The 12,229-nt window shown below is 59.8% G+C and carries 9 protein-coding genes; 2 read left to right on the forward strand and 7 right to left on the reverse strand.

Features of this window, described 5'->3' with window-relative positions; all coding sequences use genetic code 11:
- Positions 1–220: 220 nt before the first annotated feature.
- Positions 221–928: a 3'-5' exonuclease gene (locus AB4N43_RS19120; RefSeq protein ID WP_027926683.1), complete on the reverse strand. Its 708-nt coding sequence runs from the start codon at positions 926–928 to the stop codon at positions 221–223.
- Positions 925–2,865 (reverse strand): putative nucleotidyltransferase substrate binding domain-containing protein, encoded by a 1,941-nt coding sequence (locus AB4N43_RS19125; protein ID WP_027926684.1) that lies wholly within the window; start codon positions 2,863–2,865, stop codon positions 925–927. The genes AB4N43_RS19120 and AB4N43_RS19125 overlap by 4 nt, the downstream gene beginning before the upstream one ends.
- Positions 2,866–3,118: 253 nt before the next feature.
- Between AB4N43_RS19125 and AB4N43_RS19130 the strand changes: the two genes are divergently transcribed.
- Entirely contained in the window at positions 3,119–3,580 is a 462-nt protein-coding gene (locus tag AB4N43_RS19130; RefSeq protein WP_027926685.1) for a response regulator, read from the forward strand.
- 193 nt (positions 3,581–3,773) lie between these two features.
- Here the strand turns inward: AB4N43_RS19130 and AB4N43_RS19135 are convergent, their stop codons facing one another.
- Positions 3,774–5,951, reverse strand: coding sequence for a malate synthase G (locus AB4N43_RS19135; protein ID WP_460151807.1), 2,178 nt, complete (start codon positions 5,949–5,951; stop codon positions 3,774–3,776).
- A gap of 537 nt (positions 5,952–6,488) precedes the next feature.
- Here AB4N43_RS19135 and AB4N43_RS19140 point away from each other — a divergent pair.
- The gene (locus AB4N43_RS19140) at positions 6,489–7,007 is read left to right on the forward strand and encodes a glycine cleavage system transcriptional repressor (protein WP_027926687.1); all 519 of its coding nucleotides are present in this window, start codon (positions 6,489–6,491) and stop codon (positions 7,005–7,007) included.
- Between the two features lie 215 nt (positions 7,008–7,222).
- Here AB4N43_RS19140 and rarD read toward each other — a convergent pair whose 3' ends face one another.
- The 4 genes from rarD to AB4N43_RS19160 all read right to left on the reverse strand — a co-directional run bounded on the left by rarD (position 7,223) and on the right by AB4N43_RS19160 (position 12,133).
- A complete protein-coding gene (rarD, locus tag AB4N43_RS19145; RefSeq protein WP_027926688.1) occupies positions 7,223–8,110 on the reverse strand; it encodes an EamA family transporter RarD in 888 nt (295 codons plus the stop codon).
- A gap of 206 nt (positions 8,111–8,316) precedes the next feature.
- Complete coding sequence (locus tag AB4N43_RS19150; RefSeq protein WP_059182055.1) at positions 8,317–9,291, reverse strand: serine/threonine protein kinase; 975 nt, start codon at positions 9,289–9,291, stop codon at positions 8,317–8,319.
- 118 nt (positions 9,292–9,409) lie between these two features.
- On the reverse strand, positions 9,410–11,311 hold the full coding sequence (locus tag AB4N43_RS19155) for a PhoX family protein (protein ID WP_460151808.1): 1,902 nt from the start codon (positions 11,309–11,311) through the stop codon (positions 9,410–9,412).
- Positions 11,312–11,368: 57 nt separating this feature from the next.
- Positions 11,369–12,133: a TOBE domain-containing protein gene (locus AB4N43_RS19160; RefSeq protein WP_059182057.1), complete on the reverse strand. Its 765-nt coding sequence runs from the start codon at positions 12,131–12,133 to the stop codon at positions 11,369–11,371.
- Positions 12,134–12,229 lie beyond the last annotated feature (96 nt).

A 12,229-nucleotide genomic window follows, 5' to 3' on the forward strand; every position in this document is an offset into this window, starting at 1 on the left:
AGCATCACCGATTGGGAAGTGTTAACTAACGAGAATTGTTCGCGATTGTGGCAGAGGCGGGGAAGGTAAGCAATTGGCGCTGGTCGGGCGAATTGTGGCGGTAGGCATGCAGTTCGACCGCGTTATCGTTCATCGCGGGCAAGCCACGCTCCCACAGGTGACCGAGTATCCCTGTGGGAGCGAGCTTGCTCGCGATGAGACCAGAAAAGTCACTGCATAGTTAAAAGGACGGCGCATGTTGCCGGCGTTTCCACTGACTCAACCGCTGCTGCAAGTTCAACGGACTATGAATCTGCTGTTGCCGCGCCCGGCTAAACAGGATCAACGCCAACTCAGCCGTCGCCAACGCGTCGGCACTGGCGTTATGTCGCTCGAACACTTCCAGTTTGAACCAGTCGATCCACTCATCCAGACCGGCCTCGCGAATGTGCGCCTGAGGGCACAGCAGCGGGGCGATGTCTGCCACGTCCAGAAACGGATGAGTCAACTTGTAGCCCAAGTGGTCTTTCAGCGCGCGGCCCAGCATGTGCTGATCGAACGGCGCATGAAACGCCAACACCGGGCTGTCGCCGAGGAACTCCATGAAGTCGAGCAAGGCTTGCGCCGGATCGCTGCCGGCCGCAATGGCGCTGGGGCCGAGGCCATGAATCAGCATGCTGGGCGCGAGCTTCAGGTCGGCGCACTGCAGCGTGCGTTCGAACTGCTGGCTGAAGTCGATGGCGCCGTCCTCGATCACCACGGCACCAATGGACAACACCCGATCTTTGTTCAGGTTGAGCCCGGTGGTTTCCAGGTCGAGCACCACCCAGCGCTGTTCACGCAGGCTGCATTCACCCAGCTCGGTCACCGATGGCAAGCGCTTGAGTCGTTGCTGCAACTCCTCCGTCAGCAGCGGCGTGGCCGGGCGCAGCCATGAAAACAGGCTCATAGCTGATACCGCAGGGCCAGGCTGCTTTGCAGGCGTTGCGCCTGGCGCAGGGATTCCCGCAGGATCCGCCGGTCCAGATGATTGAGGCTGTCCGGATCGACCCGGTTGGAGTAGGGCAAGTTCTCCCGCGTTTGCAGCTGATGTTGCTGCATACGGGTTTGCTGAATGAAGTGGTACGCCTCTTCATAGGCGGCACCGTCCAGCGGCTGAATGATTTCCTTGGCCACCAGTTGGCGAAAACGCTCCAGGGTATTGTTGGTCTCGATCCCGTGGGCCAATGCCAGCAACCGTGCGCCATCGACGAATGGTGTCAGGCCCTGCACCTTGAGGTCCAGCGTGGCTTTTTCACCGTTCTTGCGCGCCAGTACGAACTCACGGAAACGCCCCACGGGCGGACGATTGCGCAAGGCGTTCTCGGCCAGCATCCGCTGGAACAGCCGGTTATCGGCGACCTGCTCGAGGATCCCGCGACGCAGTTGCTCGCACCCTTGTTCGTCGCCCCAGACCACGCGCAGGTCGAAATAGATGCTCGAGCCCAGCAGGTTCTCCGGCGTCGCCTCGCGGATAAACGCCGCAAACCGTCGCGCCCATTCGGCCCGCGACAAGCACAACTCCGGGTTGCCAGCCATGATGTTGCCCTTACACAGCGTGAAGCCGCAGAGCGCCAGGCTCTGGTTGATCTGCTGGGCAATAGGCAACAGCTTGCCGCGAATCTCGGCAGCGTGCGCGGCGTCTCGGGCCTCGAACAGAATGCCGTTGTCCTGATCGGTATGCAGCGTTTGCTCACGGCGGCCTTCGCTGCCGAAGCACAACCAACTGAACGGCACACCGGGGTCACCTTTATCGGCGAGGGTCAGCTCGATCACCCGGCACACGGTGTGGTCGTTGAGCAGCGTAATAATGTGGGTGATCTGCGTCGACGAGGCGCCGTGAGCCAGCATGCGCTCGACCAGTTGGCCGATCTCGCCACGCATCAGCACCAGGTTTTCGATGCGCTGGGCGCTGCGAATCGTCCGTGCCAGGTGTACCAGATCCACCCGTTGCAGGGAAAACAGGTCACGTTCCGAGACCACGCCGCACAGGCGCTGATCTTTCACCAGGCAGACGTGAGCGATGTGCCGCTCGGTCATGGCGATGGCCGCGTCGAAAGCGCTGTGGTCCGGCGACAGGAAAAACGGCGCCTGGGTCATGTGCCGCTCGATCGTTTCATTGAAGTCATTGGTACCGGCCGCCACCACATGGCGCAGGTCGCGCAGGGTGAAGATTCCCAGCGGGGCTTTGTGTTCATCGACCACGACGATGCTGCCGACCTGTTGCTCGTGCATCAGCGTCACCGCTTCACGCAGCGGCGTCGCCGGGCTGCAGGTCACCGGGTGGCGCATGGCCAATTCGCCCAGGCGTGTGTTCAGCGAGTACTGCGTGCCGAGGGTTTCCACGGCTTTTTGCTGGACTTGCTGGTTGACCTGATCCAGCAGACTGCTGACGCCGCGCAGGGCAAAGTCGCGAAAGGTGCTGGAAAGCGCGAACAGTTTGATGAACGCCAGCTTGTTTAGCTGAAGGCAAAAGGTGTCTTCGGCGGCGAGGTGTTCGGTGCGGGTCGCACGTTCACCCAACAACGCGGCGAGGGGGAAGCACTCGCCGGTGGTGATTTCGAACGTGGTTTCGGTGCCGCCTTTGGCCGTGTGCGGGCGCTCACCGACGACGCGGCCCTGTTTGACGATGTAGAAGTATTCAACCGGGCCATCGGCGGGCTTGATAATGCTGTCGCCGGGGGCATAAAAACGCAGCTGGCATTGTTCAACCAGGTACGCCAGGTGAGCGTGTTCCATCTGATTGAAGGGCGGGAACCGCTGAAGGAATTGCAAAGTGCCCTGGATGTTTTGCAATACGGCGGTTTTCCCTGCCTGTGTGAAGGCGTCCGTTTTACTCATAACCATTACCGCAGTCTTTTTTGAATTGTTGTTGTCGGATGACGCTGTCATCGTCCGCCCCTGCGTGCGGGGTGCCCATTGGACGTAAGTCTAGGTAGGCCATGCAGGTGTCGGAAGTTAGGAAATGTCTGACGCAAATGTGGGAAAAACCTCCTACATTGGCTATAGAAATACTTTCCGACGAAGTGCACATTGATGGTCTGCTTAGCGGTGTCTGACGATTGAGCTAGGGGATTGCATTGAAAACGTAGAGAACGCCATGTCCGACCACGATATTTTGAGTGATGCCGAGCGCGAGGCGCTGAGTGCCGTCATGCTCGAACCCGATTTGCCGGCGCAGCGGGTGCTGATCGTTGACGACGATAAAGACGCGCGTGAGTTGTTGTCGGAGATTCTTGCGTTGGACGGTATTCGCTGCATCACCGCTGCCAGTGGTGAAAGCGCACTCAAGTTGCTGGTTGCGGAAGACGAAGTGAGAAAGCCTTCAATCGGTCTGGTGATCACTGATTTGCGTATGGGCAATGTCGATGGCCTGGACCTTATCCGTCAGGTCCGAGAGTCGGTTCGGGCGGCCTTGCCCATCATCATCGTTTCCGGCGACGCTGACGTGAAAGACGCCATTGAGGCGATGCATTTGAGTGTGGTGGATTTCTTGCTCAAGCCTATCGACACCGAGATGTTGTTGGGACTGGTCAAGCGTGAGCTGGGAATCAAGCCTTAAGTAGTCCTCTCTGAATCACGCATCCCCCCTGTAGGAGTGAGCCTGCTCGCGATAGCGAAGTGTCAGGCGATATAAAAGTTTACTGACACACCGCCATCGCGAGCAGGCTCACGCCTACAAGGGAATGCATTCGCAAATAAAAAGGCCCTGATCGAAAGATCAGGGCCTTTTTTTGTCCGGCATCGGCGACTAGTTACAGGCCATTGGCAGCCTTGAACTCGCGGCGACGACGGTGCAGGACCGGCTCGGTGTAGCCGTTTGGCTGCTTCGTGCCTTCAACCACCAGTTCGACCGCCGCCTGGAAGGCGATGTTGCTGTCGAAGTTCGGTGCCAGCGGACGATACAGCGCGTCGTTGGCGTTCTGGCGGTCAACCACCGGCGCCATGCGCTTGAGGCTTTCCATGACCTGGTCATGTGTGACGATGCCATGACGCAGCCAGTTGGCGATGTGCTGGCTGGAAATCCGCAGCGTCGCACGGTCTTCCATCAGGCCGATGTCGTTGATGTCCGGTACTTTCGAGCAACCCACGCCCTGGTCGATCCAGCGCACCACATAACCGAGAATGCCCTGGGCGTTGTTGTCCAGTTCGTTCTTGATCTGTTCTGCGGTCCATTGCGGGTTCACCGCCAATGGGATGGTCAGGATGTCGTCCACCGAAGCACGGGCACGTTTGGCCAGTTCGGCCTGACGGGCGAACACGTCGACCTTGTGGTAGTGCAACGCGTGCAGCGCTGCGGCGGTCGGCGATGGAACCCAGGCAGTGTTTGCGCCGGCCAGCGGGTGGGCGATTTTCTGTTCGAGCATCGCCGCCATCAGGTCGGGCATCGCCCACATGCCTTTACCGATCTGCGCGCGACCTTGCAGGCCGGTGCTCAAACCGATATCGACGTTCCAGTTCTCGTAGGCACCGATCCACTTCTCGGCCTTCATGTCGGCCTTGCGCACCATCGGGCCGGCTTCCATGGAGGTGTGGATTTCATCGCCTGTACGGTCGAGGAAACCGGTGTTGATGAACACCACGCGCTCGCTGGCAGCCTTGATGCAGGCCTTGAGGTTGACCGTGGTGCGGCGCTCCTCGTCCATGATCCCGACTTTCAGCGTGTTGCGCGGCAGACCGAGTACGTCTTCGATGCGACCGAACAACTCGTTGGTGAACGCGGCTTCTTCCGGGCCGTGCATTTTCGGCTTCACGATGTAGACCGACCCGGTGCGGCTGTTCTTGCGCGAGCTGTTGCCATTGAGGCTGTGGATCGCGGCAAGGCTGGTCACCAGACCGTCAAGGATACCTTCCGGCACTTCGTTGCCGCCCTTGTCGAGAATCGCGTCGATGGTCATCAGGTGACCGACGTTGCGCACGAACAACAGCGAACGACCGTGCAGGCTCAGTTCTTTACCATCGACACCGGTGTAAGTGCGATCAGCGTTCATGGTGCGGGTAAAGGTCTGACCGCCCTTGGAGACTTCTTCCGACAGGTCGCCCTTCATCAGGCCGAGCCAGTTGCGGTAGATCACCACTTTGTCATCGGCATCGACAGCGGCGACGGAGTCTTCGCAGTCCATGATGGTGGTCAGTGCGGCTTCCATCAGGATGTCTTTGACGCCGGCAGCATCGGTCTGGCCGACCGGGGTGCTGGCATCGATCTGGATTTCGAAGTGCAGGCCGTTGTTCTTCAGCAGAATCGCGGTCGGTGCGGCCGCATCGCCGTGGAAACCGATCAGCTGAGCGTCGTTGCGCAGGCCGGTGTTGCTGCCGCCTTTAAGGGCGACCACCAGTTTGCCGTCAACGATTTTGTAGCCGGTGGAATCGACGTGGGAGCCGGCTGCCAATGGCGCGGCTTCGTCGAGGAAGGCGCGAGCGAAGGCAATCACCTTGTCGCCGCGAACCTTGTTGTAGCCTTTGCCTTTTTCCGCGCCGTCAGCTTCGCTGATGGCGTCGGTGCCGTAGAGCGCGTCATACAGCGAACCCCAGCGGGCGTTCGAGGCGTTGAGCGCGAAACGGGCGTTCATGACCGGAACCACAAGTTGCGGACCGGCCATGCGGGCGATTTCGTCATCGACGTTTTGCGTCGTTGCCTGGAAATCGGCTGCTTCTGGCAGCAGATAACCGATGTCTTGCAAGAAGGCTTTATAAGCCACAGCGTCGTGTGGTTGACCGGCACGGGATTGGTGCCAGCCATCGATACGAGCCTGGAAATCATCGCGTTTGGCGAGTAGGGCTTTGTTCTTCGGGGCCAGGTCGTGAATGACCTTGTCGGCACCGGCCCAGAACTTATCGGCGGTGAGGCCGGTACCGGGAATGGCTTCGTTGTTCACGAAGTCGAACAGGACTTTGGCGACCTGCAGGCCACCGACTTGAACGTGTTCAGTCATTGCTTGCCTCACTCTGCTCAGCTATTTCGCTTTTCAGCTCTTCAATTTTGACAATGAAGCCTCAGGCCATTTAAACCACAAACCCGTCCGCCAGTACATGCCCTTGCGGGCGGCTGGGTTCGGTCCGATCAACGGCTTGTAGGCCTTGCTGACAGGGCTTTTCAGGGTTGCGAGTGTGCCGGTGGCAGACATCGATCCAACGTTATGTAGTGCGCGCTGCGGCATACTACATGATGAATTGCGCTTGTGAAAATTAGACTAATTACGTCGTTCTGCGACCCCATGACGCATTGCAGTCATGTCGGGGAACGGGATGTTCTCAAAAAACCATTGGATTGTTCCAGTTAAATATAAAAAGTTGTACACGATTTGTTATTGACAGGATCTTCAGCGGCGCTCCCATCGCGAGCAGGCTCACTCCTACAGGATCGCGCAAGACGTTGTAGGAGTGAGCCTGCTCGCGATGGCGTCAGACGAATCAACGCAGTATCAGCCCTTGCCTATACTTCTGTTTCTATAACAAAAGAGGGCTGCGCCATGGACCACCTCGTACTCACAGTGTTTGCTCCGGACAAGGCTGGGCAGGTCGAGCGCATCGCCCAGTGCATTGCCGAACACGGCGGCAACTGGCTGGAAAGCCGTATGTCGCGCATGGCCGGGCAGTTCGCCGGGATTCTTCGGGTGGGGGTGCCGGCCGAGGCCTACGATGAATTGGTCGATGCCCTGCAGGCGTTGTCCGCCCAAGGCATACGCGTATTGATTGCCGAAAGCGGCATCGAACAATCCTGCACCTGGAAGCCGATTGCGATGGAGTTGGTGGGCAACGATCGTCCGGGGATCGTGCGTGACATCACCCGTCTGCTCAGCGAGCAGGGTGTGAACCTGGAAAGATTGGTCACAGAAGTGCGCCCGGCGCCGATGAGCAGCGAGCCGCTGTTCCACGCTGAAGCAATCCTCGCCGTGCCACTGACCTTGTCGCTGGACGTATTGCAGTCGCGCCTGGAAACCCTGGCGGACGATTTGATGGTCGAACTGGTGCTGCGCAGTGAACCGTGAAAGGGTTATCCAAGTTAAACGTGCACCTGCCTGTGGATAACCTGTAGAGACAGCCCGCCAGCCCACGCCGGCCGGGCTTCTTCAGGGTCTGATCAAAAAACCATCAGTTTCAACAAGTTGCGCACAAACAGCGGGGATCACGCTGTGGATAACCTTGGGAAGGATCGATGCAGGCCACGGAAGACGTGGCCTGTAGAGGTTTGTGTGTTTTTTGATCAGCTGCGACGACGCAAACTTATCCACGCATCAACGCTGTACACCGCCAGGCCTGCCCAAATAAAGATGAACGCAACCAGCGTGCTGGACGACAGCTTTTCGCCAAACAGCAGTACGGCTTGCAACAGCACCAACGTCGGCGCCGTGTACTGGAGGAATCCCAAAGTTGTGTAGGGTATATGCCGTGCGGCGGCGTTGAAACAGATCAGCGGCACCAGCGTGACCGGGCCGGCGGCCACCAGCCACCAGGCTTCGGAGGTGGTCCAGAACTCGGGTTGCGCGCTGGCCGCCGTCGGGTTGAACAGCAGCCAAGCGACCGCAATCGGCACCAGCATCCAGGTTTCCACTACCAGACCGGGCAGCGCTTTGACCGGTGCCTGTTTACGGATCAATCCATAGAATCCAAACGTCAGCGCCAGCACCAGCGACACCCACGGCAGGCTGCCGACTTGCCACACCTGTTGCGCCACGCCGACCGCCGCCAGACCCACCGCCAGCCATTGCATGCGCCGCAGGCGTTCGCCGAGGATCAACATCCCCAGCAACACGTTCACCAGCGGGTTGATGTAGTAACCGAGGCTGGCCTCAAGCATCCGCCCGTTGTTCACCGACCACACGTAAGTCAGCCAGTTGGCCGCGATCAGCGTGCCGCTCAAGGCCAGGATCCCCAGGCGTTTCGGGTTGTCGCGCAACTCGCGCCACCAGCCGGGATGTTTCCAGACCATCAGCAACAAGGCGCCGAACAACGCGGACCACAACACGCGATGGATGATGATCTCCACGGCGGGTACATTGGCGATGGCTTTGAAATAGAGCGGGAACAATCCCCAGATGATGTAGGCGCTCAGGCCCAGAATGTACCCGCGACGCGGGTTGGCAGCTTGCATGCAGAATCCTTGCTTAGGCAGCTAACAAAGAAGGGATTGTAAGGAGATTTGTCTACGAATGTCCTGCCTGAATAGGTTGGGCAATTGTGAACACAGTCCCTGTAGGAGTGAGCCTGCTCGCGATAGCGGTGTGTCAGCCACTGATGTGCTGAATATTTCGCCGCCATCGCGATAAGGCTCACTCCCACAGGTGGGAACTGTGCGAGTCAGAAAAGTTTGAGGGGTTCTTCGTTCAGGGCTGCAAGTTGCTCACGCAACGCCAACACCTGGTCACCCCAATACCGCTCGCTGCCGAACCACGGAAAACTGTGCGGGAACGCCGGGTCGTCCCAGCGGCGGGCGAGCCAGGCGCTGTAGTGCATCAGGCGCAAGGCGCGCAGCGGTTCGATCAACGCCAGTTCCCGCGGATCGAAATCGTGAAACTCGTTGTAGCCGTCCATCAATTCCGACAATTGGCCGAGGCACTCCTGGCGGTCACCGGCGAGCATCATCCAGATGTCCTGCACCGCCGGGCCCATGCGGCAGTCATCGAGGTCGACGATGTGGAACATTTCGTCACGGCACATCATGTTGCCGGGGTGGCAATCGCCGTGCACGCGGATGTTCTGGTGCGGCGTGGCCTTGTAGACCTCTTCCACTCGCTTGAGCAGATCGCGGGCCACGGACTCGTAGGCGGGCAACAAACTCTTGGGGACAAAATTGCCTTCGAGCAAGGTGGTCAGCGAATCGTGACCGAAGTTCTTCACGCCCAGCGCTTCACGGTGCTCGAACGGTTTGGTGGAGCCCACGGCGTGCAGGCGACCGAGCAACTGACCCAGGCGATAGAGTTGATCGAGATTGCCCGGCTCTGGCGCACGGCCACCGCGGCGCGGGAACAGGGTGAAACGAAAGCCCTTGTGTTCGTGCAGGCTGGCGCCGTTGTGAATCATCGGCGCCACCACTGGCACGTCGCACTCGGCGAGTTCGAAGGTGAACTGGTGCTCTTCGAGAATCGCTTCGTTGGTCCAGCGCTGCGGGCGGTAGAACTTGGCGATCAGCGGTTCGGAGTCTTCGATGCCGACTTGATAGACGCGGTTCTCGTAGCTGTTGAGCGCCAGGATGCGCGCGTCGCTGAGAAAGCCGATGCTTTCGACGGCATCGAGCACGAGGTCTGGGGTGAGGGTTGCAAACGGGTGGGCCATGCTGACTCCTGCGCGCAGCAGGCTGCCGCGTCCGGCCAAGCATGGTAGCGCAGACCGGGCTTCTTTAGGGGGATCGTTCCCACGCGAGCGTGGGAACGATCCTTAGGGGGGACGTTGATCAGGCGCCGACGACCCCGCCATCTTCACGGGAAATCGCCATCACCGAAGACCGCGGTTTGCCATTCGGCAGATGCTCCGGGAATGTCGACCCCCCGTTCTCCCCCGGGTGCTGAATCCCGACAAACAACGTCTTCTGGTCTGGCGAGAAACTGATCCCCGTCACTTCGCAACCAATCGGCCCGACCATGAACCGGCGAATCTCCCCGGTCACCGGGTCGGCACATAGCATCTGGTTGTTGCCCATCCCGGCGAAATCACCGGCATTGCTCGAGTCGCCGTCAGTGAGAATCCACAACCGCCCGGCCTTGTCGAAACCCAAGCCATCCGGGCTGTTGAACATGTTCTGCGGCGTGATGTTCGACGAGCCACCCTTCGGCGTGCCGGCGTGGACGCCCGGGTTGCCGGCGACCACAAACAGGTCCCAGGCAAAGCTTTTCGAGCCATGATCATCGCGGTCGGTGCGCCAGCGCAGGATCTGCCCGTAGACGTTTTTCTCGCGCGGGTTTGGCCCGCCCACTGGTTGGCCATCCTCACCGCGCTTGGCGTTGTTGGTCAGGGTGCAATAAACCTGGCCGTCCTTGGGGCTGACCACGATCCATTCCGGGCGGTCCATGCGCGTGGCTTTCACCACGCTGGCAGCGAGACGTGCATGGATCAGCACTTCGGCCTGATCAGCAAAACCGCTGCTGGCGTCGATGCCGTTTTTGCCGTGGGTCAGCTCCACCCACTCACCTTTGCCTTTCGGGTGATCGGCATTGCCGTCGCCGGCATCGAAGCGCGCCACGTACAAGGTGCCGTGGTCGAGCAGGTCGCGGTTGGCCTTGGGGTTTTTGTGGTTGATCTTGTCGCGGCTGACGAACTTGTAGATGAACTCGCCGCGCTCGTCGTCGCCCATGTACACCACGGCGTGGCCGTCATGGGTTTCTGCCAGGGCGGCGTTTTCATGCTTGAAGCGGCCCAGGGCCGTGCGCTTGACCGGGGTTGATTGCGGGTCGAACGGGTCGATTTCCACCACCCAGCCGTGACGGTTGAGTTCGTTCGGGTTTTTCGCCAGGTCGAAACGTTCGTCGTGCTGGTGCCAGTTGATCTCTTTACTGGCCGCCACCGCGCCGTAGCGTTTTTGCGCCGCGTCGAATTTTTGCTCGGCATTGCTGCTGCCGAAGCAGTCGGTGAAGTTCTCTTCGCAGGTCAGGTACGTGCCCCATGGCGTCTTGCCGTTGGCGCAATTCTGGAAGGTGCCGAGGACATTTTTGCCATGCGGGTCAGCGCTGGTTTTCACCCGTTCATGGCCAGCAGCCGGGCCACTCAGGCTGATCGGCGCGTTGCCGTGAATACGACGGTTGTAGCGCGAGCCCTGGACGAACTGCCACTGGCCGTTCTTGCGCTGCACTTCGATCACCGACACGCCTTCGCAGGCCAGTGCCTTGCGCACTTCTTCGGCCGACTGCGGCATGCCGCCATGTGCGTAGAGATAGCGATAGTTGGTGTATTCGTTGTTGATTGCCATCAGCGCCCGGTCTTTTTCACCGGGAAATTCGAACAGGCTCATGCCGTCGTTGTTGTCACCGAACTGGACTTCCTGATGCTCGGCCGTGCCGTTGCCACTCGGGTCGAAGGCCGGACCGTTTTTTTGCAGAGGCTGGCCCCAGCTGATCAACACCGAGGACTTGTAGCCGGCCGGCAAGGTAATGGCGTCGCTGGTGGCGGCGGGGATGCTGTCGAAACCCAACAGTTTGCTGGTGCCGGCGCTGACACTCGCGGCCATGACGCTGCGGCTCAGCAGGTTGCCCCCGAGGAACATGGCGGCACCGCAAAGGGCGCCGGCGCTGATGAAACCGCGACGGCTGAGGCCGACCATTTTTTCGAGGTCGGTGGACTGGTTTTCTTCTAATAGGCTCACATCAGGCTCCCTGCGGTTTTTGCAGTCACCTTAGTGAGCGGACATGACGCTTTTGTTTCAGAGCGGAGTACCCAACAGGACGTTGGAGGGTAAAAACTGCACCAGCACCGGTTTGTCAGTGGTCAGCCCTTGGGTTCGCAAGTGCAGTGGCTCGGCCAAGGCGCACAGCGTCTGGCCATTGGGCAGGCTGATGCGCACTTCGCTGGGCCCGTCTTCGGCGTCGAGAATTTCTTCGATAATGCCCTTGAGGCAATTGTTGCCGGGTGTTGCGTGTTGCTCGATAGCCAGCACGTCCAGCCAACCGGCCTTGATCAGGGCGACCACCTCGGTGCCGGTTTCCAGCTCCAGGCGCAGGGTGCTGTCGTGGGTGATCTGCGTATCAATATTCAAGCCTTCGGCCAGTTCGAGCCGGATCCGGTCGTTGCGTCCCTGAGCTTCGATCTCGACAACCCGGCCGTGCAGTTGATTGCGCGCGCTGGTTCTGAGCATCAGGCGGCCGAGCAGGTCCAGATCGCTGGCATCTTCGGCGGCCTCCAGCACCTGGGCCTGGAGGACTTGCAGCTTTTGATAAAGGCGCAACACGCGCAAGCCTTCGCTGGAAAGTTTGGCACCACCGCCACCCTTACCGCCGACGCTGCGCTCCACCAACGGCTTCTGCGCCAGGTTGTTCAGCTCGTCGATGGCGTCCCATGCTGCCTTGTAGCTCAGGCCCGCGCTTTTAGCGGCGCGGGTGATCGAGCCTTGTTCGGCGACGTGTTGCAGCAACGCGATGCGCTGCGGACGACGGACAATGTGCTGGGACAACAACGTAGGCAAGGACATGACGAGGCGCTTTGGCTGTGACAATTGAGAAGACGTTGGCCGCTTGCAACTCGGTAGTCAAGTCAGGTCGCAATCCCTGTAGGAGTGAGCCTGCTC

Source organism: Pseudomonas sp. S2_B07 (assembly GCF_054668435.1).

Excerpts from the sequence above, each read along its gene's own strand:
- AB4N43_RS19120 (WP_027926683.1), bottom strand. The coding sequence starts at position 928 with ATGAGCCTGTTTTCATGGCTGCGCCCGGCCACGCCGCTGCTGACGGAG.
- AB4N43_RS19125 (WP_027926684.1), bottom strand. The coding sequence starts at position 2,865 with ATGGTTATGAGTAAAACGGACGCCTTCACACAGGCAGGGAAAACCGCC.
- AB4N43_RS19130 (WP_027926685.1), top strand. The coding sequence starts at position 3,119 with ATGTCCGACCACGATATTTTGAGTGATGCCGAGCGCGAGGCGCTGAGT.
- AB4N43_RS19135 (WP_460151807.1), bottom strand. The coding sequence starts at position 5,951 with ATGACTGAACACGTTCAAGTCGGTGGCCTGCAGGTCGCCAAAGTCCTG.
- AB4N43_RS19140 (WP_027926687.1), top strand. The coding sequence starts at position 6,489 with ATGGACCACCTCGTACTCACAGTGTTTGCTCCGGACAAGGCTGGGCAG.
- rarD (WP_027926688.1), bottom strand. The coding sequence starts at position 8,110 with ATGCAAGCTGCCAACCCGCGTCGCGGGTACATTCTGGGCCTGAGCGCC.
- AB4N43_RS19150 (WP_059182055.1), bottom strand. The coding sequence starts at position 9,291 with ATGGCCCACCCGTTTGCAACCCTCACCCCAGACCTCGTGCTCGATGCC.
- AB4N43_RS19160 (WP_059182057.1), bottom strand. The coding sequence starts at position 12,133 with ATGTCCTTGCCTACGTTGTTGTCCCAGCACATTGTCCGTCGTCCGCAG.